Annotated in this window: 23 protein-coding genes; 11 read left to right on the top strand and 12 right to left on the bottom strand. The window is 67.8% G+C overall.

Annotated features, from left to right (window positions below; translation table 11 throughout):
* Positions 1-80 precede the first annotated feature (80 nt).
* Genes ACFXHA_RS41360 through ACFXHA_RS41350 form a run of 3 tightly spaced genes read right to left on the bottom strand, consistent with a single transcriptional unit; the run spans position 81 to position 2,578 of the window.
* Entirely contained in the window at positions 81-941 is an 861-nt protein-coding gene (locus ACFXHA_RS41360; RefSeq protein WP_379366192.1) for an amidohydrolase family protein, read from the bottom strand.
* Between the two features lie 11 nt (positions 942-952).
* On the bottom strand, positions 953-1,765 hold the full coding sequence (locus ACFXHA_RS41355) for an SDR family NAD(P)-dependent oxidoreductase (RefSeq protein WP_379366190.1): 813 nt from the start codon (positions 1,763-1,765) through the stop codon (positions 953-955).
* Between the two features lie 36 nt (positions 1,766-1,801).
* On the bottom strand, positions 1,802-2,578 hold the full coding sequence (locus ACFXHA_RS41350; RefSeq protein WP_379366310.1) for a glycosyltransferase family 4 protein: 777 nt from the start codon (positions 2,576-2,578) through the stop codon (positions 1,802-1,804).
* A 192-nt stretch (positions 2,579-2,770) separates the two neighbouring features.
* Between ACFXHA_RS41350 and ACFXHA_RS41345 the strand changes: the two genes are divergently transcribed.
* From ACFXHA_RS41345 to ACFXHA_RS41325, 5 genes are all read left to right on the top strand, one after another.
* A complete protein-coding gene (locus tag ACFXHA_RS41345; RefSeq protein WP_379366188.1) occupies positions 2,771-3,388 on the top strand; it encodes a dihydrofolate reductase family protein in 618 nt (205 codons plus the stop codon).
* Positions 3,389-3,459: 71 nt separating this feature from the next.
* Complete coding sequence (locus tag ACFXHA_RS41340) at positions 3,460-5,262, top strand: protein kinase (RefSeq protein ID WP_379366186.1); 1,803 nt, start codon at positions 3,460-3,462, stop codon at positions 5,260-5,262.
* A 134-nt stretch (positions 5,263-5,396) separates the two neighbouring features.
* Positions 5,397-6,785, top strand: coding sequence for a polysaccharide pyruvyl transferase family protein (locus tag ACFXHA_RS41335; protein WP_379366184.1), 1,389 nt, complete (start codon positions 5,397-5,399; stop codon positions 6,783-6,785).
* Positions 6,786-7,622, top strand: coding sequence for a glycosyltransferase family 2 protein (locus ACFXHA_RS41330; RefSeq protein ID WP_379366182.1), 837 nt, complete (start codon positions 6,786-6,788; stop codon positions 7,620-7,622).
* 139 nt (positions 7,623-7,761) lie between these two features.
* Positions 7,762-9,282, top strand: a complete 1,521-nt coding sequence (locus ACFXHA_RS41325) for an adenylate/guanylate cyclase domain-containing protein (RefSeq protein WP_379366181.1) — start codon at positions 7,762-7,764, stop codon at positions 9,280-9,282.
* 49 nt (positions 9,283-9,331) lie between these two features.
* Here the strand turns inward: ACFXHA_RS41325 and ACFXHA_RS41320 are convergent, their stop codons facing one another.
* The 7 genes from ACFXHA_RS41320 to ACFXHA_RS41290 form a co-directional block, all read right to left on the bottom strand.
* Positions 9,332-9,958 carry an MspA family porin gene (locus tag ACFXHA_RS41320; protein WP_379366179.1) on the bottom strand — a complete coding sequence of 209 codons (627 nt, stop codon included), beginning with the start codon at positions 9,956-9,958 and terminating at the stop codon, positions 9,332-9,334.
* 235 nt (positions 9,959-10,193) lie between these two features.
* Positions 10,194-11,291, bottom strand: a complete 1,098-nt coding sequence (locus ACFXHA_RS41315) for a transferase (RefSeq protein WP_379366178.1) — start codon at positions 11,289-11,291, stop codon at positions 10,194-10,196.
* Positions 11,288-11,854, bottom strand: a complete 567-nt coding sequence (gene rfbC / locus ACFXHA_RS41310; RefSeq protein WP_379366308.1) for a dTDP-4-dehydrorhamnose 3,5-epimerase — start codon at positions 11,852-11,854, stop codon at positions 11,288-11,290. The genes ACFXHA_RS41315 and rfbC overlap by 4 nt, the downstream gene beginning before the upstream one ends.
* Before the next feature lie 5 nt (positions 11,855-11,859).
* Positions 11,860-12,888, bottom strand: a complete 1,029-nt coding sequence (locus ACFXHA_RS41305) for an NAD-dependent epimerase/dehydratase family protein (RefSeq protein ID WP_379366176.1) — start codon at positions 12,886-12,888, stop codon at positions 11,860-11,862.
* A gap of 2 nt (positions 12,889-12,890) precedes the next feature.
* The gene (locus tag ACFXHA_RS41300; RefSeq protein WP_379366175.1) at positions 12,891-13,541 is read right to left on the bottom strand and encodes a PIG-L deacetylase family protein; all 651 of its coding nucleotides are present in this window, start codon (positions 13,539-13,541) and stop codon (positions 12,891-12,893) included.
* Positions 13,538-14,335: a sugar phosphate nucleotidyltransferase gene (locus tag ACFXHA_RS41295; RefSeq protein ID WP_379366174.1), complete on the bottom strand. Its 798-nt coding sequence runs from the start codon at positions 14,333-14,335 to the stop codon at positions 13,538-13,540. Before ACFXHA_RS41295 ends, ACFXHA_RS41300 begins: the two co-directional genes overlap by 4 nt.
* Positions 14,332-15,597 carry a methyltransferase domain-containing protein gene (locus ACFXHA_RS41290; protein ID WP_379366173.1) on the bottom strand — a complete coding sequence of 422 codons (1,266 nt, stop codon included), beginning with the start codon at positions 15,595-15,597 and terminating at the stop codon, positions 14,332-14,334. Before ACFXHA_RS41290 ends, ACFXHA_RS41295 begins: the two co-directional genes overlap by 4 nt.
* Before the next feature lie 520 nt (positions 15,598-16,117).
* On the opposite strand from ACFXHA_RS41290, the gene ACFXHA_RS41285 reads away from it, so the two are divergent.
* From ACFXHA_RS41285 to ACFXHA_RS41275, 3 genes are all read left to right on the top strand, one after another.
* Positions 16,118-17,605, top strand: a complete 1,488-nt coding sequence (locus tag ACFXHA_RS41285; protein WP_379366171.1) for a sugar transferase — start codon at positions 16,118-16,120, stop codon at positions 17,603-17,605.
* Positions 17,606-18,311: 706 nt separating this feature from the next.
* Positions 18,312-19,202, top strand: coding sequence for a helix-turn-helix domain-containing protein (locus ACFXHA_RS41280; RefSeq protein ID WP_379366169.1), 891 nt, complete (start codon positions 18,312-18,314; stop codon positions 19,200-19,202).
* Entirely contained in the window at positions 19,202-19,411 is a 210-nt protein-coding gene (locus ACFXHA_RS41275) for a DUF397 domain-containing protein (protein ID WP_379366306.1), read from the top strand. The genes ACFXHA_RS41280 and ACFXHA_RS41275 overlap by 1 nt, the downstream gene beginning before the upstream one ends.
* Before the next feature lie 202 nt (positions 19,412-19,613).
* On the opposite strand, the gene ACFXHA_RS41270 is transcribed toward ACFXHA_RS41275, so the two are convergent.
* Positions 19,614-20,036: a DUF6228 family protein gene (locus ACFXHA_RS41270; RefSeq protein ID WP_379366168.1), complete on the bottom strand. Its 423-nt coding sequence runs from the start codon at positions 20,034-20,036 to the stop codon at positions 19,614-19,616.
* A 158-nt stretch (positions 20,037-20,194) separates the two neighbouring features.
* Positions 20,195-20,461: a hypothetical protein gene (locus ACFXHA_RS41265; protein ID WP_379366166.1), complete on the bottom strand. Its 267-nt coding sequence runs from the start codon at positions 20,459-20,461 to the stop codon at positions 20,195-20,197.
* Positions 20,462-20,661: 200 nt separating this feature from the next.
* On the opposite strand from ACFXHA_RS41265, the gene ACFXHA_RS41260 reads away from it, so the two are divergent.
* The 3 genes from ACFXHA_RS41260 (at position 20,662) to ACFXHA_RS41250 (ending at position 25,868) form a co-directional block, all read left to right on the top strand.
* The gene (locus tag ACFXHA_RS41260) at positions 20,662-21,051 is read left to right on the top strand and encodes a hypothetical protein (RefSeq protein ID WP_379366164.1); all 390 of its coding nucleotides are present in this window, start codon (positions 20,662-20,664) and stop codon (positions 21,049-21,051) included.
* 88 nt (positions 21,052-21,139) lie between these two features.
* Positions 21,140-21,511, top strand: a complete 372-nt coding sequence (locus ACFXHA_RS41255) for a hypothetical protein (protein WP_379366163.1) — start codon at positions 21,140-21,142, stop codon at positions 21,509-21,511.
* Positions 21,498-25,868, top strand: a complete 4,371-nt coding sequence (locus ACFXHA_RS41250) for a hypothetical protein (RefSeq protein ID WP_379366161.1) — start codon at positions 21,498-21,500, stop codon at positions 25,866-25,868. Before ACFXHA_RS41255 ends, ACFXHA_RS41250 begins: the two co-directional genes overlap by 14 nt.
* Positions 25,869-25,927: the final 59 nt, after the last annotated feature.

The following is a 25,927-nucleotide window of genomic DNA, read 5'->3' as shown; positions in this document are numbered from 1 at the left end:
GCGGGCCCCATTGCTGGTCCGCGCCCCTCACCGCCCCCCCCCCGCGGCGCCCGCGCCCCCCCCCCCCCCCCCCGACGCGGCTAACCCACTCGGTAGGTGTCTATCGCGTTGGTGCGGTAGAAGAACTCCGCTTCCTGATCGGTGGCATCGGTGCCGACAATGTGATCGATGGCGGTGACCAGTTCGATGTAGGTCCCGGCCATCGAATCCACCGGCATGTTCGAGGCGAACATCAGCCGCCGCCATCCCCACAGCGACACACTGGATTCCAGCCAGTACTCCAGTGTCGGCCACGCCAGATCCGGGCAGATCAGCCCGAATCCGGACAGCTTGCACAGCCACTGGGTCTCCTTGGCCGCCAACGAGACCGCGTTGTGCCAGGCCGCCCGCTTCGCCTCCGACCGCCCCTGCGGGAACCCGAGATGCTCGAGCACCACCCGCAATTGCGGATATCCGGCGAGAAAATCGATCCAGTCCAGGATCTCCTCCGGCTTGGCCACCAGATCGAAGACACAGTCGCGTTCCTGCAGCCAGCTCGCGATGGTCTCGGCGGCAGGCGTATTCGGTGCCAGCCCCTCGAAAACCCGCACGCCCCGGAACCGTTCGGTCCGCGCCTGCTGCTCGAGATGTTCGATGATCTCCGCCTTCGGCAGCCGCGCGTCGACCGCCCCGACGATCGCGAACGGTCGCGGGTCGGTCTCGGCAATGCCGTCCACCCAACGGGTTTCCTCGAGGTACGCCTGCGGCGCGGTGGTCGCCGACACGTGGACCAGTCCGTTCACCTCGACCTCGCCGCGCCCCCGATCGAAGTCCGGCAGCAGGAAATTGCGTGCGATCTCGGGTTTTCCGGCGTCGACGAACCGGGCCAGGCCCGGATACCAGGCGTGAGAGCCGGTGTCCCACAGGTGCATGTGGGCGTCGACGATGGGCACGGTGGGCATGTCTGCAACTCCTATTGCATGGTGATGCCGCCGCTGACGCTGATCAGCTGGCCGGTGACGTAGCTGGCTTCCGGGCTTGCGAGCCATGCGATGAGGGAGGCTACTTCGTCCGGTCGGCCGAGGCGTTTGAGGGGGATGGCTTTCTCGAGTGCGGCGAGGGTGTCGCGGTGATCGGCCATGGCGTGGGCGACCATTCGACCCTCCAGTGGACCGGGGCACACGACGTTGACGGTGATGTGATGGCGGGCGACTTCGCGGGCCAGGGACTTGGCGAAACCGAACAGTCCGGATTTTGAGGCGGCGTAGACGGTTTCGCCGGACGCGCCCGCACGAGCACCGTCGGAGGCGACGAAAACAATGCGCGCGGACTCGGTGTCGAGCATGCCCGGCAGCAGCAGCTGGGTCAGCCGCATGGGGCCGCGCAGATTCACTTGGAACATGAGATCCCAAGCCAGGGTTCCGCTGTCCAGGAACGGTTCCACCACCGCGACCCCGGCGCAGTGCACGACGGTCGAGACCCGTCCGCCGACGGCCCTCGCGGCCGCCTCGATGCTGTCCTCGCGGGTGAGATCGAGTTCCAGTGCGGCAGTGTGCACCCCGAGCTCCGCAGCGTGCACCCCGAGCTCCGCGGCATACGTGTTCAGCTCCGCCGCGCATTCCCGCGCGGCGTCGGCGTCGACATCGGCGACCCACACCGGCTGCCGTGCCGCCACCAGCCGGCGCGCCACCGCCCGCCCGACATCCCCGGCCCCGCCCGTCACCAATGCCCCCGGCGCCTCGGCACCGCCCGCCCCGCCACCACCCACTGCCTCACCCTGTTCCACTGTCCTCGAATCCCTTCGGATTCCATGCATAGTCGGTCAGCGTGAATTACGCGACACAATGTCCGCGATTCGCCGATGGAACGTCCTGGTCGGTCCGGATTCGAGCGCATCGAAATCGCGAGCCCGCACCCGCGCCGCATCACCGAGCTTGGTCCGCAATTCCTGATCGCCGATCAGCCTGTCGAGCGCCCCGGTGAGTTCCCCCCGCTGCCCCGCGCTCACCAGCACCCCGTTCACCCCGGACTCGATGATCTGCTCCGCCCCACCCGACCGCGTCGCGATCACCGCGCACCCCGCCCGCATCCCCTCGATCATCACCCGCGCGAACCCCTCGGCCCGAATCGGGCAGTAAACCAGGATATCGGCGTGCCGCAGATACGATTCCGCATCCAGCACCTCCCCGGTGAAGGTCACCGGCAACCCGAGCGCGGTCGCATGCACCTCGAGCTCACCCCGATAGCCCTCCTCGCCACGCGCGGTGCCGCCCACCAGGAACACCTCCCGGGGCAGCACCCGCACATCGGCCAACGCCCGCAGAAACAGATCCTGCCCCTCCCACCGCGCAAGCCTCCCCACCACGGCGATAACGGTCTCCCCCGCCGCCCGCTGCTCATGCGGAGTCGCATCGACATCGTCGACCCGCGTCGCACCACCGCCCACACCGAATTCGACACTCCCCATGCCATATTCGTGCGCCCGCGGCACGGACGATATCGGCGATGGTGAGGAAAGCCGCGGCCCCCTCGAGGCCAGCGCGGCGATGACGCCGCGCACTACCACCCAGCCGAACGCCAGGATGAGCACGGCCTTCATCGGTGTCACGGGCCGCATCGAAACCGGCACCCCCGGATCTGTCAGCCACACCCGAACCGCCTCGACGATCCGAATTCCCTTGCCGCGCAAGTCTATCCCAATCCACCTCCCCGAGCCCGCCACCCACCGGCAACCCCCGCCCGGCCCCGGCCGCATCGTCGAGTGGCACATTTCGGAGGGGATTCGCCCGAAATGTCCGCAAAAATGTGCCACTCGGCGGGTGGGATGGGGCGATTAGTTTGGGTGGGGTGGGGCGTCTGGATTGGTATGACGAAAGTTCTGTGGCATATCACGATGTCGTTGGATGGGTTCATTGCGCCGGAGGATGACTCGGTGGGGTGGATGTTCGGGCATGGGGCGGCGGGGGCGCTCGGGGTGGAGACGATGGAGCGGACCGGAGCCGTGCTTTCCGGGAGGCGGGGGTATGACCTCGGGAACCGGGCTCGGGATGGGGAGCGGAAGTTGTACGGGGGGATGTGGGCGGGGCCGGTGTTCGTGTTGACGCATCGGATCGATGAGGTGCCGGCGGATCCGGCGGTTACGTTTCTGTCGTGCGGGGTCGCCGAGGCGGTCGAGATCGCGGGGGAGGCGGCGGGCGAGAAGGAAGTGGGGGTGTTCGGGGCGAATCTGGCGGGGCAGTGTTTGGAGAAGGGGCTGGTCGACGAGATCGCGGTCCATCTGGTGCCGATATTGCTCGGGGGTGGGGTGCGGCTGTTCGAGAGCGATATGCGGGTGCGGCTGCGCAAGATTCGGTGTGATGATCCGGGGCAGATCACCGATCTGCGGTTCGCGGTGGAGGGGGCCGGTTAACGGAGCTACCGTCTCCGGGGATCTGCGTTACGGTGAGCGACATCGGGACGTGGTCGGAGGGTAGGCAGGCTGTGGGGCGGACACTCGCGCAGGGGCAGGTATTCGCGGGGTACACCGTGGAGCGGCTGCTGGGCGTGGGCGGGATGGGCGAGGTGTATCTCGCCCAGGACCGGGACCTGCCGCGATCGGTCGCGTTGAAGCTGCTGGCCGCCGGAAAGGCCGACGATCCGGAGGTGCGGGCCCGGTTCCTGCGCGAGGCCGATACCGCCGCCCGGCTGTCGCATCCGAATATCGTTGCGGTGTATGCCCGGGGCACCGACGAACATCGGCTGTGGATGTCCATGCAGTACGTCGAGGGCACCGATGTGTCCGCGGTGCTGCGCGACGGTCCGATCCGGCCGGATCACGCGGTGCGCATCATCGGCGAGACCGCCCGGGCCCTCGATCACGCGCACCGCGCGGGCGTACTGCACCGCGATGTGAAACCGGCGAACATCCTGCTGGAATGGGGGCCGGACCAACGGGTGTACCTGGCCGACTTCGGGATCGCCAAGGCGGTCGACCACACCAGCGCGCTCACCCGCACCGGCGAAATGTACGCGAGCTTCCAATACGCGGCACCCGAACAATTCGAGCTACGCACCGACACCGATCACCGCGCGGACGTCTACGCCTTGGGCTGCACCCTTTTTCACATGCTCACCGCGCGGCTCCCGTACCCGGGGGAGACCACGGCGCAACTGGTGGCCGCCCACCTCGGCGCGGAAATCCCCCGCCCGAGCCAGGTCAATCCGGCCGTCCCGCCATCCTTCGACGCCGTCATCCAGCGCGCGCTCGCCAAGAACCGCGACGAACGCTTCGCCGGCTGCGGCGAATTGGCGGCCGCGGCCGCCCAGGCGCTCACCGTCCCCGCGGGCACCGCCGGACCCTGGAATCGGGGCGAGGGTCCCGGCCGGCCGATCACCGGACCCGCCCAGCCGATCAGCGGACCGCTGAATCTCGGTGCGCCCCCGTCGCATCCGGTGTTCGACCCGAGCCAATTCACCGGTGCGATCACCAAACCCAGCATCCCCACCCAAACGAATTCGCCGAATCGCACCGGGCAATCCGATGCGTCGCCAGGGACGTTCACCACTCAGCCGGGACAGATCGGCCCGCCGTGGCAGTACTTCTCGCAGCCGGGTCTGCCTGCTGTGCCGCCCACGCAGTATCCCGGCCCGGCGGGCAGCGGACCGCATCCGGTGGATGCCCCGCCGCCCCAGTTCGCGCCGCAGACCCCCGTGCCCGCCGATCTGCCGCCCCGGCGTCGGCGGACCCTGCTGATCGCGGCCGTCGCCGCCGTCCTCGTGGTCGCCGGTGGGCTCGGCGTCGGATTCGGCACCGGTGCAATCCATCTGCGCTTCGGCTCGACCGCGCAGCCGGGCGCTGCGGCCCCGGGTGGCACCGCCCCGGCTGGTACTCAAGCGCCGGTACCCACGGGCGCAACTCGGGCCGCCGCGACTCAGGCAGCCGCAACCCAGGCCGCCTGCGCCTACGGCGAGTTGGTGAATACCTACGACTACAGCAACGGCGACACGTGGCAGACCAAGGTCGAGGACGGCGCGACCGGAGCCTGGAAGAGTCAGGCGCAGTCCTACCTACCGATCCTTCGGGTGCTGTTGGAAGCGGGCACGCCCACCCGCTCACCCAGCGGCAAGTGCACCGTCACCGGTGGCAGCGGCACCCATTACGAACTGAGCGGCGTCTTCGATCTGATCGACACCGTGAACGGTAAGGACGCCAACCAGCGCACCCAGACCATCCCGCTGGCCATGGATTACGTGGACGGCCGTTGGCTGTGCAGCAAGATTGCCATTCCGGGGCTGTCGGGCTGAGCACTGCCGCCCGATGAGTATGCGAACAAACCGTTTTCGCGTGTGCGGACGGTCTTCCCTCGTGTAGCGCACCGGACTGGTCGTGCGATAGATTCGCTGCGAATTGCTCGGGCCGCCATCGGAAGGAATCGAGCGTGGGGAACTCTGGCGCGGGGGACGGTGCCGGGACAGTGCGAGTGCTCGTCGACAACGGTGAGTACGGGCTCCGCAATCGCGGAGACATCGCGATGATGGTGATGACGGTCGAACGGCTGCGCGCCCGCTGGCCGCAGGCCCGCATCGGCATGCTCACCGACGCACCACATCTGCTGCGCGGCGTGGTGCCGCACGCCGAACCCGTGGCCGCGCACAGCGGCGGGTACTGGGGCAGAGGCGGATTCGCGGGTCTGCTGGATGAACAGGCCGGCATCCACCTGCTCGGCCCCGCCGCCACGCAATGGCGGGCCGCGACCGAGGTCCCGAAACGTCATCTGCGTGGCGTCACGGACTGGGCGCGCAAGGAGATGCGCCGCTTCGCCACCGAGGACCCCGCGCCGATCGTGCTGCCGCCGGTCCCCGGCGCGCTCGCCGAAGCGGATCTGGTCATCGCCCTGGGCGGCGGCTACCTCACCGACGGCAACCGCCACCAGGCGCACCGCACCCTCGCACTGCTGGAAGCCGCCCAGCGCCGGGGCATTCCGAATGTCCTGATCGGCCAGGGCTTGGGCCCCATGGGTGATCCCGGTCTGTTGCGCCGTGCCGCGGAGGTGCTGCCGGGCGCGGACCTGATCGCCGTGCGTGAGCGCCTGCGCGGGCCGCGACTGCTGGCCGGGCTCGGCGTGCCCGCCGACCGGATCCTGATCACCGGCGACGACGCGATCGAATTCGCCTACCGGCTGCGGCGTCCGGGCATCGGCACCGATCTCGGTGTGTCCCTGCGCATCTCGGAAAGCACCAAGGTGAGCGACTCGGCCCGCGACACCCTCGGCACGGTGCTGCGCCGCGAAGCCGCCGCGCTCGACAGCGCGCTGGCGCCGCTGATCGTCTCCGAAAACGACGATGAGGACCGCCGCCACACCCTGCCGCTGCTGGACGGCGCGGTCCGCACCCGGCCTGCCATCGGCCGCACCGGCACCGCGCAGCAGGTGGTGCGTCAGGTCTCGCGCTGCCGAGTCCTGGTGACCAGCTCCTACCACCTCGCGGTTTTCGCGCTCTCCCAGGGTATTCCGGCGGTGGCTGTAACGGCCTCGGAGTATTACGACGACAAATTCTATGGATTGGCTGACATGTTCGACGCAGGCATCGCCGATGCCGGCGCAGCCGGTCTGCGGATCGTGCACCTGGATGCGGACAACCTCGACGCCGAATTGACACGTGCGATTCGGCTGTTGTGGGAATCCGCACCGGAATTGCGGGATACGCTGCAGCAGAGGGCAGTTGAGCAGATCGATGTCGGCCGCGCGGGTCTGGATCGGGTGTATGGGCTCGTGGCGGGAGGTGAGCGCCTGCCCGGCAAGATCGCCGAACCAGTTCAGGGGGCATGAATGAAGAACATCTCGGTGTGCGTCCCGGCCGACAATTCCGGGTCGGCCCTGGCCACGACATTGCGCTCGATTCTCGAGCAGGACACCGATGTCGAGGTGATACTCCTCGACAATGCGAGCACCGACGACACCGCCGCCCTCGCCTACTCTTTCGACGACCCACGCGTGCACCTGCACCGCAATGCGGAAGCCCTGCCGCTGGGTGAACATTGGAACAAAGCGGTCTCGCTGAGCACGGGCCGCTTCGTGAAGGTGGTCCGCGCCGGTGACAGCCTGTTGCCGGGTGCGCTGGACAAGCAGCTGGAAGTGATGGGCGACAACAGCATTGCCCTGTGCTCGGCCAAATACCAGATCGTCGATGCGGCCGGTCGGGTCCGGCAGACCGATCGGGGCCTGCCCCACCTCCTGGGCCGCCGCGATGCCCGCGCCGTGCTGCGCGCCCTCGTGCCGCGCGGCCCCGCCGACTTCGGCCCCACCGCCACCACCGTCTTCCGCCGCCAGGACTTCGACCGCGTGGGCGGCTTCCGCGGCGACCCCGGTTACCCGATGGACGTCGACCTCATCGCCCGCCTCTGCCTGCTCGGCGCGTTCTACGGCATGCCCGAAACCCTCGCCGCCCGACCGGATTCCGGATCCGACCCGATCGACGACACCTCCCCGGTCACCAAACTCACCGAAATGCTGCGCCTGCACCACCGCCTGGCCGCGGAATACCCGCAGTACGTAGGCCGCGGCGCAGTCCTGGGCGGCGACCTCCGCCTCGTCCGCGCCGCCGCCCGACGCGTCCGCCCCCGCACTCTCGCCTCCGCCCTGCGCCGCCCCGAATTACCACACTGAACAGCGGCGGGCCCATGGAGACAAGGATTTCTGGGCTGCCACGGCCTATGCAACCGACATTGAAGCCCATGACTCGGCCGGTGCGCGTGCACGTGGAACTGCCTGTGCGAAACGGGATTCCGGCCAGGTGTGTGGCCAGATGACGAACGAGTCGCAGGTCGGTATGCCAGGTGAGCTGGAGGCTGGGGTACCCACCCGACTTCGCCGGGCGGTGCCCCGCCCTGGGAGCGCGGTGCTCTGGCCCGGGTACGTGGGAAGCACCGCGCTGCTGCGGATGCCCGCGGCCGTGGTGGTGATCAGGTTGCTCGGGGGTCCGGAATTCCGGGTGGCTGCGGCCTCTGTGGTGGTTGCGGTGGCGGCCGTCGCGGAGGTGGTGCTGACGGTGCTCGTGATCCGGCCGACGTGGCAATGGTTCACGGCCGCGATCGAGCCCGATGGGCGGCAGCGGGTCCAGGCGCTGCGGCTGCCCGCGCACGTCGCGATGCTGCAGGCGCTCGCGTGGGCGGTGCTCGGTCTGATTCTGGTGGTCCTGCAACTCGATTCGTCGTGGCGCATGCAGTTTCTGATCGTGGTCGCCGCGGTGAGCGGTGGGGCGGTGTCGAGTCTGGCGAGCTACCTCGTGGGTGAGCGGATCATGCGGCCGATCCGGGCGGTGGCACTGGCCGGGCAGCCGCCGCTGCCGGTACCCCGGCACGGGGTCGCGAACCGCATGCTCATCAGCTGGTTGCTGTTCGGCGCTTCCTCGTACTTCCTGATCGCGGTGCTGGTGATCGATCAATATTCGGGATCGCATCTGATCGTCGTGCGCGATGTCCGCGGTCCGGTGCTCGCCGCGGCGGTGCTGGGGCTCTACGCGGGCGCATTCGGCACCACCTTGGCGGCGCGGTCCGTCTCGGACCCGCTGCGCGAGGTCACCAAGGCGATGGCCGCCATCGCGGCGGGGCGATTGTCCACCCGGGTGGAGGTTTACGACACCACCGAAACCGGAGTCCTACAGGCCGGATTCAATGCGATGGCGGCGGCGGTCGAGGAGCGGGAGCGGCTGCACGACCTGTTCGGCAGGCACGTCGGGCGCGAGGTGGCGAGTCGTGCGCTGCGCAACGGTGACGGGCTGACGGGTGAACTGCGCACGGTCGCAGTGCTGTTCATCGATTTGGCCGGTTCGACGAGCTTCGCGGCCACCCACGATCCGGAGCTGGTGGCGGGCATGCTCAATGACTTCTTCCGGCTCGTGGTCACCGCCGTGGACGAGCGCGGCGGATTCATCAACAAATTCGAAGGCGACGCGGCACTGGCCATCTTCGGCGCTCCGCTGGTGCACGACGATCCGGCGGGAGCGGCCCTGAGGGCGGCACGCGAGTTGCACACCGCACTCGTGGCAGTACCCGGCATGCTGGACTTCGGAATCGGCGTCGCCCACGGCCCGGTGTTCGCGGGCAACATCGGCGCGGAGGCCCGTTATGAATACACGGTCATCGGTGATGCGGTGAATCAGTCCGCGCGGCTGTCGGATCTGGCCAAGACGCGGGCCGGGCGGGTGGTCGCGGCCACCGAGGCGGTACTCGCGGCCGATCCGCAGGAAGCCCGGCGGTGGCGGGACGCGGACACGGTCACATTGCGGGGTCGCAGTGCCCCGACGGTTCTCGCGGAACCGGCCTGAGCGGGTCCGAGCGGGCGCCGAGGGGCGGCGTCCGCGCGGACCCGGGCGCTCAGATACTCGCGAGCGGACCGTAGGCCACGACGGTATCGCCGCTGCCGCTCACCAGCCGCACGAACGGGCGGATGGTGGTGGTACCCAGGACACCGGTGACGGTGCCGTGGAAGCCGGACATGGTGATGCAGCCGTCGGTACCGGAGACATCGCCACCGGCGGCGTCCACGGACTGGATGCCGGGACCGAAGCCCACATCGAGCTGAATGCCCAGGGTCGGAATGAGATTGAAAACGTCGGCCTGGGCGTGGTTGGCGCCGAGCTCGAGTTCCAGGCCCGGAGTCTGGTACTGGAAGGAGATCTTGCCCGAGAGCGTGGCCGGATAGCCGACCTGGTAACCGATGGTGATGTGGCCGTTCCACGGGGCGCCGTCCGGGCCGTCGACGTGGAAGCACGCCTTGCCGTTGTGGAACCACTCGCGGGTGAGCGGATTGCCGTCCAGCGGCGGCACCCAATCGATCCGGGTGTCCGCGGAGATGGCCTCGACGGTGCGGCCCTGCTGATCGACGATCTGATTGGTGGCGTCGACGGCGGCGGCACCGGTGCCGCCGCTCAGAACGAGTCCGACGGTGCCGGCCGCGGCGACCGCCGCGGTACGCGAAAGCGCGGTCTTGGTGTTGCGCATGATGAATCCCATTCCCTCATCAGGTGTTGCTGCGTATTGCATACGCGTGTTTGATGATTCCCCAGTTGGTGCTGGAACGTGGGTATACGTCCCCCTCGGCCGAAGATCGGCCCCCTGCTGAGACTATCCCACTCAATTGTCTTGGGTGTGAGCGCAATCGCATGATCGCGATCACAAGCCGATCGGTCGGATGCCCGGCGTGATCATGCGCGTGCCAGGTCAACTCTGCTGGCTTTCATAGTGATTCGGGCACTTCGGTCACCCACCTCCCTTCCAGCTCCGGCCACCGGGTGGCCACCTCGGGTAACAGGTCGGGAAGCGTCAGCAGCACTCGATCCGGTTGCGCCGCAACGAGTTCGGCCGGAGCTACGATCGGGATATCGGTGCCCGGCATGCGACGGCCCTGTTTACCGGGGGAGGCGTCGGCCACCGCGGCCAGCAGCCCTCGGTGCGCACCCGCCAGATGTAGCAGTGCCACCGCCCGCGAGGCCGCGCCGTAAGCGTAAACCCGGTGGCCCGCCGCGGTTTCGGACTCGAGCCAGTTGCGCAGTGCCCGCGCCTGCCGGTCGGCGGCGTCCTGCAGGCCGCGCACCACGGCCGGATCGGCGACCGCGGCCTCGGTGGCGCGGATCCGCGCGATCGCCGGATCGGCTTCGGCCGGTGCGTGCACGGCAGCCACCAACACGGTGCCACCGTAGAGCCCGAACTCCCACGCGGTCACCGCCACCATCCCGGCCGAACGCAGCAGGGCCTGCAGCGCGTCGAGCGAGTAGTAGGCGAAATGACCGTGCCGCAAGGCATTCCACTGCCCGTGTCGCACGATGGCGTGCAGGGAGTGGAACTGCAGCAGCAGCACCCCGCCGGGCGCGGTGGCCGCCGCCCGCTGCGCGAAGGCCACCCGTTGATGGGGTTCGTGCATGATGCCGAAGCAGTCGATCACCACGTCGGCGGGCCGGTCGGTGGCGGTGTAGCCGCGCTCGGTCAGCAGCGGCAGCCAGCTGCCGCCGTGTGGGCTGCCGAATTCGCGCACCGTGCCCTCGCCGGGCAGCCAGCCCGCCGCGGCCACCCTTGTCACCGCGTCCTCGGCCTGGTCCCGCAGCGCCTGCGGCTCCACCCCGCGCGGTTCGGCGGTCACGGTGTCGTCCTGGGCGAGCTGCGCCAGCCCGCACATGGCGCACAGGTCCATGGCCAGCGGATGCGTCGACTCGGTGCCCGCCGCGACCCCGTGCAGCGGCGGAAAATCGTCCGCCGCAGGCATTTTCCCGAGATCCAGCACCCGCACCAGCGGCCCGAGCCCGCAGCCGCGGCACCCGTACAACGGCTCGCCGCTCATGAGGCGGTGGCCTGCAGGGCGGCGAGCAGCTCGCGCCACGACCCCGCGCCCGCGTCCCGTGGCGACACCACGGTCACCGGCTGCGGCCAGGCGATGGCCAGCTCCGGATCGTCGTAGGCCACACCCAGATCCTCGGCCGGGTCGTGCGGGCGGTCGATGCGGTAGCAGACATCGGCGACCTCGGTCAGCGCCTGGAATCCGTGCAGGAAGCCGGGCGGGACGTAGAGATGCCGGAAGTCGTTGTCGTCCAACAGGAATGACTGTCGCACCCCGAAGGTCGGCGACTCTGGGCGGATGTCGACGAGCACATCGTGCACCGCGCCGTGGGCGCAGCGCACCAGTTTCGCCTCCCCGCGCCCGGAGCGCCCGTGCATGCCGCGCACCACTCCGCGGCCGGAACGCGACTGCGAATCCTGCACGAAGCTCGCGGCCGTCCCGGGTGTGCCGAGATAGGTGTCGAACTCCTCGGCGTCGAAGGTCCTGGTGAACAGGCCGCGGTCGTCGCGGTAGGGCTGCGGGGTCAGCAGCAGGACGTCCGCGAGGTCGGTCGTCTCGATACGCACCGAGGTCACGCCCCGGTCCCGAGGCGGCGCAGCTCGTCGTCGAGCACCCCCGCCGCCTTCAGCGAGTTCAAATGGGCCAGGCGGGTGAAGCGCTGGAAGAAGGCGTCGGCGGTGAGCCCGCGCGCGATGTACTCCTTGTACAGCTCGGTCGCGCCGTCGGGAATGCTCCACTGCGCCTCGAAACCGAGTTCCTTGCGGGCGTACGAGAAATCGACCCGATAGGAGCGCGGATCCGCGCCGCTCTCGCCGGTGATGAGCAACGTGGATTCCGGGACCGCGTCGACCACCGCCTGCGCGATCTGCGCCACGGTCAGATTGTTGGCTTCGGTGCCGATGTTGTAGGCCCGGCAGTGAATCGCGTCGATCGGGGCTTCCAGACAGGTGGCGAAGGCCGCCGCGATGTCCTGGGCGTGCACCAGCGGCCGCCACGGCGTGCCGTCGGAGAGCACCTTCACCTCGCCGGTGAGCACCGCGTACCCGACCAGATTGTTGAGCACGATATCGGCGCGCAGCCGCGGCGAGAAGCCGAACGCGGTGGCATTGCGCAGCGAGACCGGGGAGAAGCCGGAGTCGGCGAGGGCGACGATATCGTCCTCGACCCGCACCTTGGATTCGGCGTACGGGGTGAGCGGACGCAGCGGCGCGTCCTCGGCCACCAGCCCGTCGCCGGCCGCCCCGTACACCGAACATGTGGAGGCGTACAGGAATCGGTGCACCCCGGCCTGCTTGGCCAGCCGGGCCAGCCGGACCGAGGCGTGATGGTTGATGTCGTAGGTGATCTGCGGGGCCAGCGCGCCGAGCGGATCGTTCGACAGCGCCGCGAGATGCACGACGGCGTCGAAGCCCTCGAGCTGTTCGGCGGTCACATCGCGCAGATCCACGCTGATGGTCGGCGGCGCGGGCGGCGCGTCCCCGAGGATGCATTCCGCGAAATAGCCGCTGTCCAAGCCGGTTACCTCATGACCGGCCTGTTGCAGCCACGGCACCATGACGGTACCCAGATACCCCTGATGCCCCGTGACGAGCACGCGCATGACTATGCACCTCCGAAGGTGATGGTGGCCTTGTCGAGCAGGAACGCCTCGGCGTGCCGGGCGCGGCACTGCACCCCGCGCAGCCGGGCCAGGGCGAGGAAGGACTCTTCGTCGAACCAGTCCCGATCACGCTGCGAGGGATAGTGTTTCATCAGCAGCGCGGCCTTGCGCTCCGCGCAACCGACCGGCAACGGGTGGAACACCGTCGGCTGCGGGGTGTCGGTCTCCCACTTGAGGATCTCGTAGCCGAGGATCAGGTGGTCGCGAAACTCGGTGGGGGCTAGCTCCGCCAGCAGCCGGTGATCCTGGTGGGCGTCCCCGCGTTGTGGGGAGAACACCAGTTGCGGGTCGCCGTCGCGGCGCAGCGCGGCCACCGCGTCCTTGACCCGCTCCCAGTGCGCGGGTGTGCGACCGTCCGGCACATCCAGGATCCGCAGATCCAGATCCGCTCCCGGACAGAAGGATTCGAGCGCCGCCTGCTCCTCCTCGGCCCGCTCGGTGCCCGCGCCCGAGAGCACCAGCGCCCGGACCCGCAGTCCCGGCACGGCCTCCGCGAGCGCGAGCAGGGTGCCGCCCAGTCCGATGGCGAGGTCATCGCAATGGGCGGCCAGCATGGCGATCTCGGTGACCGCCGCCGTGTCGAGTCGGATCATGCGCCGCGCACGTCCTGGACGGGGCGCTCCCAGACCATCCACGGGCGATCACCCTGCTGATAGCCGGAATCGAGTTCCGCGCGCTCCTTGAAGGTGTCGGCGGGCTTCCAGAAACCGTGATGCTGATAGCCGAACAGGCGGCCCTGCTCGGCCAGCGCGCCACAACCGTCCGCGACCAGATCGCCGCCGGGCGGAATATGGTCGAAGATCTCCGGGGTGAGCACGAAGTAGCCGCCGTTCATCCACAGCGGCAGTTCGGTGACGGGGGTGATGGTCTTGACCTCGCCGGCCGAGTTCACATTCACGCAGTGGAAAGTCGACGCGGGCGGCACGATCATCATCGACGCCGCGGCACCGGAAGTCTGGAACTTGCCGATCATCTCGTCGAGCGGGGCGTCGGTGAGCACGTCGGCGTAGTTGGCCAGGAAGTAGGGCTCGCCCTCGAGGTGGCTGCGCACCCGGCGCAGCCGCTCACCGATGGGGGATTCCACGCCGGTGTCGACGAAGGTGATGGTCCAGTCGCTGATATCGGACTGCAGCAGTTCGACCTTGCCGTCATGGATGACGAAGTCGTTGGACACCGACTCCTGATACGTCAGGAAGAAGTTCTTGATGTGGGTCGCGCCGTAGCCCAGGCACAGCACGAAATCCTTGTGCCCGTAGTGCGCGTAGTAGCGCATGACATGCCAGATCAGCGGGCGCGGGCCCACCATCTGCATGGGCTTGGGGATGGCGTCGTCGGTGCCGTTGCGCATCCGCATGCCGTAACCGCCGCAGAACAGTACTACCTTCACTTCGCTTGCCTTTCCGCATGATCGGGTGCGGCGGCATCGTCGAACGTCGCATGATGAAGATGGGGGAGGGGATAGACGAGCTCGGTCCCCTGGTCGATGAGATGTCGCAGCTGCGCGGTGATCTCGCGCTCCAGATTCCAGGGCAGCACCAGCACCACGTCGGGGCGATCGGCGTCGATCCGCTCCGGTTCGTGTATCGGAATCCGGGTGCCGGGTGTGAACCGGCCGTGCTTGTAGGGATTGCGGTCGACGGTGTACTCGAGCAGGTCGGTGCGGATACCGCAGTAGTTGAGCAGGGTATTGCCCTTGCCGGGCGCGCCGTAGCCGACCACGCGCTTGCCGGAGGCCTTGGCCTCCAACAGGAATCGCAGCAGATCCTGGCGGACGCGTTCGGTGTCGGGGCGCAGTTCCAGGTAGCCCGCGACCTCGTGCAGGCCGGCGTCGGCCTCCAATCGCAGGACCTCGGCCACGCGGGCGGTGGGTGTGCCCACGCCCTCGGGGCGCGCCCAGACGCGGAGTGAACCGCCGTGGGTGCCGATCATTTCGCAATCGACGACCTCGAGGCCCGCGCTGGCGAGGGCGCGCTGCGCGGACAGCAGCGTGTAGTACTGGAAATGTTCGTGGTAGATGGTGTCGAACTGGGCCAGCGCCACCAGGTTCAGCGCGTGATGCACCTCGATGGACAGCCAGCCGTCGTCGGCCAGCAGGGCCCGCAGCGAGCGGGTGAAGCCGCGCAGATCGGGTATGTGGGCGTAGACATTGTTGGCCACCAACAGATTTGCTGGGCCGTGTTCGGCCCGCACGCGCGCTGCGAGCTCCTCGTCGAGGAAGGCGGTCTCGGTGGGAACGCCCTTGTCCCGTGCTGCCGCACCGACATTCACCGAAGGCTCGATGCCCAGGCAGGGCACGCCCGCGGCCACCGCGTGCTGCAGCAGGTAGCCGTCGTTGCTCGCCACCTCGATTATGAAACTGTTGTCGTTCAAACCAAGTCGGGTTACCGCATCATCCAGAAAGAGTTTTGCATGCTGAACCCAGCTATCGGAAAATGACGAAAAATAGGCGTATTCCGTGAAAGTTTCTTCCGGAGTGATCAGGGCGGGAATCTGCAGCAGCAGGCAGTTCTCGCACAGGCGCAGATTCAGGGGATATGTCGGTTCCGGCAGGTCCAGTTCCTCGGCGGTGAGAAACTTTTCGCACGGCGGTGTGGCACCGAGATCAAGAACGGAGATCAAACTCCGGGAGTCACATAGACGACACTGCAACAGAATTCCCCACCTTTCACCGAGCCCGGCTGCCCCACGCAGCATCGGATGACCTGAGGTCGGCTCGATCCGGCCTTACGTTACAACAGGTTTGCGCGCCGCCACGGGGTCGCTCGTGTGACGGATAGTGCCAAAACAACTGGATTTCTGCGACTCGCAGAACCGGGCGTCCGGTCGGCAACCGCTCGAGCCTTGCAGCTCAAGGATTTCGCACAGCTCACACGGTGTGTCTTGCGTAGTGCAACCTGCGAGTTTGCGAATAGGGGAAAATTAGGGGACGACGCAAAGATACCGGTCGCTTCTTAATCCGTTACTTCCTGGAAACGTTGTCTCCCTGCGGGATAGGGCCTGCACGCCACCCCGGGTGTGTAACATTCGGCATCTGTCCGCCGAAAAACACGACGGTCAGATCGGTTGTCATGGCCATGAAAGCCCTTGGGAAGCCGGCGTCAGCCCGTTCGTGGAACTGATCAGCGGGGATCGGAACCAAGTTCTCCCGTGGGGGAGGTGCGTTCGTTTCATGAGTTACCACATTTCCACCGGTCGTACCCTGCGCGGGAACCGGATGCCGAAGCCGGAGCCACGTTCCGATCGTGAACGCTGGCAAGCGGATTACGCACGACGGTTATTTATCAGCGACCTGTTGGTGCTGGGGTTGTGTATCGCAATTGCCCAGTTTATTCGGTTCGGCAGCACCGGGACGGCCTCACCGCTGGCCGCCCAGCTACCGCTCGAGGTCCGCTACACCATGGTGTCCACCGTGCTGGCGCTGGCCTGGTCGGCCACGCTCACCCTCAGCGGCACCCGTTCACCACGGGTAATCGGCAGCGGCGCAGAGGAATACCGGCGCGTTGTGGTCGCCTCGCTGCGGCTGTTCGGCGGCATCGCCATCGTGTCGCTGCTGCTGCGGATCGATATCGCCCGCGGATATCTGGCAATCGCGTTGCCGCTGGGGATGATCGGGCTCATGGCCGAGCGCCGGCTGTGGCGGCGATGGGTCGCCACGCGTCGCGCCCACGGCGGCTACCGCACCGCCCTGCTCGTGGTCGGCAGCCCCGCGGCGGCGCGCGCCATGGTGGCCGCGTTCTCGCACGACCGCGACTCCGGCTATCAGGTGATCGGGGTGTGCACCCGCGACGAGGGTTCGCTCGCCGACCGCTTCCTGGAGGTCGGCGGCCGCGAAATCCCGGTCGTGGCAAGCGATCACGGCGTGATCGACGCCGTCCGGCGCACCGGAGCCGACACCGTCGCCGTCACCGCCACCGACAACCTCGGCCCCGCCGACTTCCGGCGCATGGCCTGGGAACTCGACGAACTCGGCGCCGAACTCATCGTCACCCCCGGCCTCGTCGACATCGCCGGCACCCGCCTCACCCACCGCGTGGTCGCCGACATGCCCATGCTGCACGTCGAAAAGCCGCAATACGACAGCGCGAAATCCATCCGCAAGGACGTCTTCGACGTCTGCTTCGCCCTGATCGCCCTGCTGGCCATCGCCCCGGCCCTGGCGCTGCTCGCCCTCACGGTCAAGCTCACCAGCCCCGGCCCGGTCCTCTACTCCTCCGAACGCATCGGCCGCGACGGCCACCCGTTCCGCATGCTCAAGTTCCGCAGCATGTATGCCGACACCGACACGCACCTCACCGCCCTCGTCGAAGGCGACAGCCCCGCCGACCCCCGAATCACCCCGGTGGGCAAGCTGATCCGCAAATACTCCCTCGACGAACTGCCCCAATTCCTCAACGTGCTGCGCGGCGACATGAGCATCGTCGGCCCCCGCCCGCGCATCCAACGCGAGGTCGACACCTACGACGGCGTCACCCGCCGCCGCCTCCTCGTCAAACCCGGCATCACCGGCCTCCGCCAAATCCGCGGCCGCACCACCCCCACCCCCGATGACGCCACCCGCCTCGACCTCTCCTACGTCGAAAACTGGTCCATGGTCCTGGATCTCCTCCTGATCGCCAAAACCATCGGCACCGTCACCAGAGGCGAACCCACCCGCTGACCCCCTGACCACGGCAACGGCCGGCCCCCGGTTCAATTCGCATTCACGCTGTGGCGCCGAATCGCGCAGTCGACCGGATGCGCCGTATTGGCCGGATTCGGGGACTCAACCCCCTCGAAGATCGCGTCCAACAGAGCGGCACGATCGAGTGTGCCCCGGCACCCATGAGATTCGCGCGCACTGACAACGACCGCCTGCAGCACGACAGCGAAAACCCGCCACCGAGCCCCGGCCACCCGCCACCCCCGACCCTCCCACTCGCGCAGCCGAGCCTCAACCGTCCCGAGAATGTCCTGAATGACCTGAACCTCGATCGAATCAGCATCATCGCCAGGCATGACGACCCCCGAACAACCCTGCACCCCAACCGAACACGGCCATCCCAACCGCCGTGAACAGCGACCGTCTCGGTCTCCGTGTCGGCCGGGTCGGCTCTCTGTGGGGATCAGTGCAACACCACCACAGCTCCCCGCCCCCGGCCTGCTTCTTCTCCCGTTCGACTCGGTCGATGATCGCCTGCACCGACCACTGGTTGCTGCTGGACATACTCACCTGCCTCCGTGAATTCGCTGTTGCCCCAGCACATCACCGCCCTCCCGGTCTGACATTGTCATTCCGGGATTCCTGGAAAACCGCAGTGAATCGCCTGGAGCGCTGCCATTCTGGGATGCGGAGAGTGCCAGTTCGACCAAGTCGAGGAGCATCCATGTCCGAGGAGAACCCGCGCGCCTCGCTGCCACGTCGTCAGCTCGGACGCTATATCCGCCGTCAGCGCGAAGAGAACACCGCACTCACGCAGGCCGAGGTGGCAGCCGCGATGCAGTGGAGCCACAGCAAGTACTCACGGTTGGAGCGCGGGGAACCGGGCAGGATCCTGGACCGCGACCTCCGCGAACTCGGCAACATCCTCGAGATCCCCGACGACAAGACCGACGCCATGATCGAACTCGCCCGCCAGGTCGCCGAAAAGACTTGGTACAACAGCTTCAACGACCTGATCCGGGCCAACTTCGACGTCTACATGCGGATGGAGACCGAAGCCGCTGCAATGGAGATTTACCGCCCGGATCTTGTCCCGGGACTCTTCCAGACCGCCGACTACGCCCGCTCGCTGAACCGGATCTATTTCCCCAAAGACTCTGCGGAAGAACAGGATCGGCGTATCGAGTTGAAGGTCAGGCGTCAGGCGATCGTGACACGCAAGAAGACGCCGGTCACTGTCGACTTGGTGCTGCACGAGTCGGCCTTGTATACGACGGTCGGCAGCGATCTGATCATGGCAACGCAACTGAGGCACCTCGCCGACCTCGGCACCCGCCCCAACTTGAGCGTTCGCATCCTGCCCTTCCGGGCGGGATTCCCGCTCGGCACGCCTGCCGGTCCATTCGTCGGGCTCGACTTCAAGCCGGACGCAAAGGGTGTCGCCGAACCGACGGTCATCTATGTCGAGAGCTACACCGGCGATATGTACCTTGAAGACGATAGCGACGTCGGCAAGTACCGCCGCGCCTTCGCGACGATCCAACACGCCGCCCTGGACGCGGTTACCAGCCGGAACCTGCTGCGGCAGGTAGCACGAAGGGACTCCGAACAGTGATCGATCACGGCCTATCCGGCGCTGAATGGTTCAAAAGCACTCACAGCTCAGGCAACTCCGAATGCGTCGAGGTCGCGTTCCTCGCCGCAGGCAAGGTCGCCGTCCGCGACTCCAAGAACCCGACCGGCCCCGCCCTCGTCTTCACGCCGGGGGAGTGGGACGTCTTCACCGCTGGTGCGACCGCCGGTGTGTTCTCGGGTCCGGCCTGACAATCTGCGGAGGCTCAGCGCATCCTGGAACTGGCTGGAACCCGCACAAAGCCACCGGAATTGGTCAAAAGTTGCCTCCGCGGAGCAGTTTGTGCGAGGTATGGCCAGTCCTCCGCTGCTTCGCTTCGGCGATTTCGGCCGCTACTCATGACATCCAGCGCTTGAGTCGAAGCACAACCCGCTACAACCCTTTCCGTTCCGGCTACGGCTGGTATCCGGCGCCGTCGGGCAGAACGAATCGATGGATAGCCGCTGCGAACTGTCGCAACTGCTCGCCGGCCTCCAGGTGAGTCACGACCGTGGCGGCCCAGGAAAGGGATTCCGTCGGCTGACGGTTGAGGCTCCAGTCCAGCCGAACGTGGCCCAAGGTCAGGTGTCGCGCGTCGATTCGCAACTCGTGGTCCATGCTTTCCCACGTCCGGACCCCTTGCCAGCCGGCGAAATCCTGCTCCAATGTGCTGAGGAAAGCGGGCAGCGAGCGACCGTTGACGTAATCGAGGATGAGTCCGCGCAGCGACGCGACCATCCCATCGGCCGACAACTCCGCGCAGACCGCGACGAAGTCGTCGCTGTATGGAACGGTGCGGTGCCACAACCGCACCCGCGTCCCGGCGGAACGGTCCATGACTTCGATCGCCTCACCTCGATCGACCATCTCACTCTCGAATTCGCAGGACATCGGCCGAGACTAGCGGCGCCATTCAAGATCAGGGAGCTCTCACTGCGGAATTCTGTCCGGTTTCCCTCGGTGACAGCTCCCTGATCTTGTCGGCGACGGCTACCTCAGCGAGGTCGCGGCGGGAGCGACGGGATCGCGTTGGGGGAGGGTGAGACTGGCTGCATTGTCGGTGGCAGGGGAAGGATGATGGGTGCCTGCACGATTCTGTGCAGCGGCGTACTGGGCGGTTCGGTGGGGGTCAGCATCATTGCGACGAGCCAGAACTCCCACAACACCAAGGACAACAGGAAGGCGAGCAGGACTGCGCTTCCGAAGTCCTTCCCATACTCGCGCCAGTGCTGACGCTTCAGTGCTGCGGCTTCGGCGGCCATGTCGGACCTCCATCGCTGTGAAGTTCCCTGGTTGTGACGTTCCCTGGTTGCGTATCGCCGCGCGACCGTGCCCATTACGAACACTCGCTCCTCGGCTTCCCCGCCGCCATCCGCCGGGGGAACGGGGTGGCTGATCCACGAGATTGTGGAACGGCGTGGCGGCGAGACTCGGGCGCGTAAAGCGTCTACGTTTCAGATTCATGCAGGAGAACTCCTCTCGCACTTCGATACGTGATCAGCTCGTTCAGTACCTGCTCGATGACGCCGACATGAGCGATTGGGATCACGTCGCCGCCGTGGCCTCCGCGGTGGAGACGAATTCGGCGGATTCCTGGTTGCGGGACGGGATGCCCACCGGCGGCGACGTGCCGCGGTTGGATGTGGCCGCCGCGTTGCAGCTGCTGCACGAGCATCGGATGGCGGTCGACCTCGTCGAGATGACGTTGGTGGACGCCCTGGGCACCACCGGGTGGGGCTGGGAACAGATCGCGGCTCTGCACGGCGGTGAATCCCGAAAGATGATGCGGCAGTATCGACGCCGGTATCTCCGCTACCTGCTGCGTGCCCCGTCCCTGCGTCTCTGGCTGTAGGTCCGGCTCGGACCGTGCCGGTTGGGTCTCGTCGTTTCCTGTTGCGTGGCAGACTTTCTGCGAACCGACGTACGGGGGAAGGACGACTGTGGAACTGCTGCTCGCCGTCGAGGCATCCGAGGATGATGTCGAAGAACTGCATTCGCTGTTCGAGGCGTTGATCGAGGACGACGAGCTGCGCGCTGCCCCGAAAACCCTTGCCGCCGGGAGTGAGCGAAGCGGAACCCTCGGCGCGGAGGAAGTCATTCGCATCGTCGTCGACTCCGCCGCGCTCTGCACCGCCCTGTCCACCTGCGTGGTCGCCTGGCTGCGCATGCGACGGCCCAAACTCCGCATGACATTCACCGGACCCGACGGCGCCAGCGCCGAAATCGACGCCACCGGAACGCAAGCCGTCGAACAGGTGCAGATTCTCGACATTATCGATCGGGTGCGTGGGACCAAGAGTGACGCTTCCTGATCCGGAAGCCACCCGCGCCGTACTCATCGGCGCCGCCCACTACGCCGAGGATTCCGGGTTCGATTCGTTTCCCGAAATCGAGCGCAGTCTGCGAGATTTCGCCGAATTCCTGCGCAGTACGACGGGAATCCCGGATCGGCATATCGACGTGGTGATCGATCCGTCGGACGGCACCAGGGTGGCCGCCACCATCACCGCGGCCGCGCGCGCGGCGCGCGGGCTGCTCCTGGTCTACTACGTGGGACACGGGACCGTCGTCGACAACCAGCTGCACCTGACGCACAGCGGGTCCCGGGCCGACGACGCGGATGTGACGGCCCTGCCGTACTCGGTCATCCGCTCACGCATCAAACGGGACGCGCGCGGGGCGGTCGTGGTGATCCTGGACTGCTGCCACAGCGGCAAAGCCTTCGGCAGCGGTGTGCTCGCGCCCGACGGCGAGCTGCTGCGCGAGGCCGCCGATATCGACGGCGCGTTCGTGCTGACGGCCACCGACGAGAAGACGAAATTCGCTGTCGCCCAAGGTGATAGCGGGCGCACCGCGTTCACCGGAATGATGCTGGACATCCTGCGTGCCGGAGTGCCGAGCGAGGATCGGTATCTCACGATGTCGATGCTCTACCGCGAACTCCGCGAGCGACTGCCCGCGGCCGCCCTGCCCAAACCCAAAGCCCTGGAACGCGGTACGGCGGGCCGGGTTGCGCTGGCGGTGAATGCCGGACGCGCGGGCGATGCCCGGTCCGCCGGTCTGCCGGACACCGTCGCCACCGCGTACACGGCGCAGATCCGCGACCTCGCCCCCGAATACGGGCTGATCGACCGCGCCGCCGAACTGGCCGAACTCGCCGAATTCTGTGCCGGTGAGGAATCGTATGTCTGGTGGCAGGCCGGACCCTGGGCGGGCAAGACCGCGCTCATGTCCTGGTTCGCTCTGCACCCGCCGGCCGGCGTGCGCGTGGTGTCGTTCTTCATCACCTCGCGGCTGGCCGCGCAGGACGACCACCACGCGTTCACCGACGCTGTGCTGGAACAACTCTCGGCCCTGCTGCCCGATCAGGCCGACGCGGTGACTCATGCCACCGGCAACCGCGATTCGGTCCGCATGCACCTGCTCGAACTGGCCGCGCAGCGCGCGGCCGAGGACGGCGGCCGGATCGTGCTGCTGGTCGACGGGCTCGACGAGGACCGCGGCCGCCCCAGCATCGCCTCGCTGCTGCCCAAGCGGCCCGGACCGGGATTGCGCGTCATCGTCGCCGGGCGCGAGAACCCCGGGCTGCCACTGGATGTCGTGCCGGTCCACCCACTGCACGACTGCAGTCGTCGCGAACTCGACCCCGCCGCCACCGCGTTCGATATCCGCCGGGCGGCACGGCTGGAGCTGCTGGGACTGCTCGACCGCTCCGTCGTCGACCAGGAAGTGCTCGGCCTGGTGACGGCCGCGCACGGTCTCACCGGCAGCGAGATCGAGGATCTCACCGGGCAGCCGCCCTTCCGGATCGAGGCCATCCTGTCGGGCGTCACCGGACGCACCTTCCGCACCTACACCAGCCGGTACGCCGCCGATCAGATCAACCTGCTGGCCCACGAGACGCTGCAGCAGGAGGCGGAAGCCGCCCTGGGGCGGGTCCTGCTGGGCGAGTACCGCAATCGGATCCACGCCTGGGCGCTGCACTATCGCGAGCAGGGCTGGCCGAACTGGACCCCGACCTACCTGCTGACCCGGTACTTCTCGATGCTGCGCCGACTCGGCGACATCGCGCGCATGACCGATCTCGCCCTCGACACCGCCCGGCACGATCGGCTGCTCGATCTGACCGGCGGTGACGGGATCGCACGAACCGAGATCGCCACCGTATCCGAACTCTGGCTCGCCGAGCCGGATCCGGACCTGCTCGCCGTCTGCAAACTCGCCATGCGGCGTCGGCGACTGACCCAGCGCGGCACGAACATTCCGGTGCGGTTGCCCGCCGCGGTCGCGCTGCTGGGCGATCTGCCGCGGGCGCGCAGCCTGGCCGACGGCATCCTGCGTTCGGGACGGCGTCTGCGCGCGCAGATCGCCTTGGTCGCCGTGCAATTCAGTGCCGACGATCAGCGGCACAATCGCGCGCTCATCGACGGACTTCGTGAATCGAGCCAGCGCCCGCTGACCGACGACGACCGGTGCCGACTGGCCATCGCCCTCGTCGATGTCGGCGACAGCGACGGCGCGGCGGAACTCGCGAAGGAGATCACGCTGCCCCGGGAACGGGTTCGTGTTCTCGCGCGGCTGGTTTCGGCCTGGTGCGAAGCCGGTCGGCATACGGCGGTCGACGACGCGATCACCGAGATCAATCGGCACGCGCTCCTGGTCAAAGGGTCCGCGCACCGCGACGAGATGGTGTGCTGCGCGATCGGGGCCTTCGCGGACGTCGGCGATTTCGAGGAAGCGTTCGCGCTGGGCCGCATGCTCGACAGCCGTTACGGCCAGGCCGTGGCGTTGGCCCGCATCGCCCGCGCCATGGCGTCGCAGGGCGAGCCGGAGCCCGCCGCCATGTGCGTCGGATCGACCCTGGCGATCGCGCAGCGGCAAAGCGACCTGGTCGAGTGGGCCGGGCTGCTGGCTCGCGTCGCACCGGACCTGGTGGCCGGTGGGTTCCGCGCCGAACTGTGGGAAGCCCTCGATGCCGTCGAGGCCCGGCTTGCCGGATACCCGCGGCCCGCGCGACTACAGGCGGTCGAGCGGGTGGTCGACGGCTTGCTCGAACTCGGGGACGCCGATCGCGCGCTCGGCCTCGGCCGCCGATTCGCTCTCGGCACAGCCGGTCTCGACATCCACACCGGTGTGCTGGTTGCCCTGGTGCGGGCGGCGCGGATCAATGAGGGGCGACGCCTCGCCGCCGAGATCGAGCGCACCTCCTACCAGACGACCGATCCCTACGAACGCGGCTTCGCGCTCTACACGGTGCTGCGCGCGCTGGTCATCGCCGGGGATCTGCCGAGGGCCCGCGCGCTGGCCGAACGCATCGACGACAGCGGTTGCCGGTTCCTCGCCTACACCCACCTCGGCACCCGGAATGTCGAAACCTCCGAGTACGCCTCGGGTTTCCTGGCGCGTGCGGTGAGCACGCTCGCGGCCCTGCTCGACCGGGTACGCAGCGGCGATGACAAGGCGTCCTGGGAGTTCACCAGGGCACTGTTCCCCGCAGCCCGTCCGGAGTACGACGGCGCGGCACCCGCACCACTGGCGAAGCTGGCCCGCGGCCTGGTCGCGACGGGCGCGATCGACAGCGCCGCGGGGCTGGCCGGTCGCCTCACCTTCCTTTACGCGGGCTGGTCGCAGCCCCTCGACCTGCTCGACCACGAATTGGGCCGCCTGGCAGCCGCATTCACCGAACTGGGCCGAACCGACTGTGTCCTCGGCGTTTTCGAGGCGGTCGCCGGTCGCGGACACCGCCTGACGGTCATGCGACGCATGGTCGAGGAAGCGGGCATCGCCCTCACCGCACCGATCGTGCAACCCTTGCTCGACGACATCGAGCAGTCCATCGTCGCGGCGAACTACCGCGACACACTGCAGGATCGAGTCGACCTCGTCCTGCTGGCTGCGACACTGGGCGACGCCGACCGCATCGGCAGGCTCGTAGACGGCCTCTCACCCCTCGAACTCGATCCGCAGCACGTGTACTCGGTGCTCGCCACCGCGCGCGCCCGCTCCGGACCGCTCGGCGAGGCGGCCATGATCGCAGGGGCCGTATCCGACGAGCACGAACGATCGGTTGCCTATCGTGAAGTGGTCGCCGCGCTCGTGCGCGCGGGGCAACAGTCGCGGGCCCTTTCCTTCAGCGATCGAATTCCCTTGGCCGAGGAACGAATTCGCGCGCTGGCGCTGACGGTTCCGGCGGTGGCGGTCGGCCACGGGGCCGACACCGCCCGCACGACGCTGCGGGTCGCTACCGCGTTGCTGGATGCGATCCCGAGCGCCGATGCCCGCGACCGCGCCACGGCCGGACTGGTCGAGGTGGCGCTCGTGATCGGCGAGGCCGACTACGCGCTCGACTTGGCCCGCACCATCGCGGGCGAGCGCCGCGCGAACTCCCTCGCCCGGATCGCCGCCGCCCGAGAACGCGCCTACGACGCGTCCGCCGCAAACCACGATTCCGGCCTCGATGAGAACGGCAACGCCCCACACGCCGACAAGCACGCCGCCGCCCGCCTCGGGATTCGCCGCTTGCTCGCGGAAATGTGGAGCGTCGGCCCCTGGTATTCCGGCCTCGACGTAGTCGCCCGCTTCGACCCGGGACTGCTCGCCGAGATCGCGGACGAGGCGCTGCGGCTGGACTCGGCGGAGGTCTCGGCGGGTCAAATGAACGCTATTTAGTAATAGGTGTTCACAAACGGGGTGTGGCGTGGCACACTCAACCGGAACGTGTTCCAAAG

Source organism: Nocardia sp. NPDC059240, assembly GCF_042753865.1.
In the GTDB taxonomy this organism is placed as follows: domain Bacteria; phylum Actinomycetota; class Actinomycetes; order Mycobacteriales; family Mycobacteriaceae; genus Nocardia.
Note: the sequence above shows the minus strand (reverse complement) of the source record. Positions and strands in the feature narration are given on the sequence as shown.

What these genes read in the sequence shown, in the direction of transcription:
- ACFXHA_RS41280 (WP_379366169.1), top strand. Translation starts at nt 18,312, where the DNA reads ATGTCCGAGGAGAACCCGCGCGCCTCGCTGCCACGTCGTCAGCTCGGA.
- ACFXHA_RS41360 (WP_379366192.1), bottom strand. Translation starts at nt 941, where the DNA reads ATGCCCACCGTGCCCATCGTCGACGCCCACATGCACCTGTGGGACACC.
- ACFXHA_RS41330 (WP_379366182.1), top strand. Translation starts at nt 6,786, where the DNA reads ATGAAGAACATCTCGGTGTGCGTCCCGGCCGACAATTCCGGGTCGGCC.
- ACFXHA_RS41260 (WP_379366164.1), top strand. Translation starts at nt 20,662, where the DNA reads ATGCAGGAGAACTCCTCTCGCACTTCGATACGTGATCAGCTCGTTCAG.
- ACFXHA_RS41325 (WP_379366181.1), top strand. Translation starts at nt 7,762, where the DNA reads ATGACGAACGAGTCGCAGGTCGGTATGCCAGGTGAGCTGGAGGCTGGG.
- ACFXHA_RS41265 (WP_379366166.1), bottom strand. Translation starts at nt 20,461, where the DNA reads ATGGCCGCCGAAGCCGCAGCACTGAAGCGTCAGCACTGGCGCGAGTAT.
- ACFXHA_RS41270 (WP_379366168.1), bottom strand. Translation starts at nt 20,036, where the DNA reads ATGGACCGTTCCGCCGGGACGCGGGTGCGGTTGTGGCACCGCACCGTT.
- ACFXHA_RS41305 (WP_379366176.1), bottom strand. Translation starts at nt 12,888, where the DNA reads ATGCGCGTGCTCGTCACGGGGCATCAGGGGTATCTGGGTACCGTCATG.
- ACFXHA_RS41320 (WP_379366179.1), bottom strand. Translation starts at nt 9,958, where the DNA reads ATGCGCAACACCAAGACCGCGCTTTCGCGTACCGCGGCGGTCGCCGCG.
- ACFXHA_RS41345 (WP_379366188.1), top strand. Translation starts at nt 2,771, where the DNA reads ATGTCCGCAAAAATGTGCCACTCGGCGGGTGGGATGGGGCGATTAGTT.
- ACFXHA_RS41350 (WP_379366310.1), bottom strand. Translation starts at nt 2,578, where the DNA reads ATGAAGGCCGTGCTCATCCTGGCGTTCGGCTGGGTGGTAGTGCGCGGC.
- ACFXHA_RS41315 (WP_379366178.1), bottom strand. Translation starts at nt 11,291, where the DNA reads ATGAGCGGCGAGCCGTTGTACGGGTGCCGCGGCTGCGGGCTCGGGCCG.
- ACFXHA_RS41300 (WP_379366175.1), bottom strand. Translation starts at nt 13,541, where the DNA reads ATGATCCGACTCGACACGGCGGCGGTCACCGAGATCGCCATGCTGGCC.
- ACFXHA_RS41285 (WP_379366171.1), top strand. Translation starts at nt 16,118, where the DNA reads ATGAGTTACCACATTTCCACCGGTCGTACCCTGCGCGGGAACCGGATG.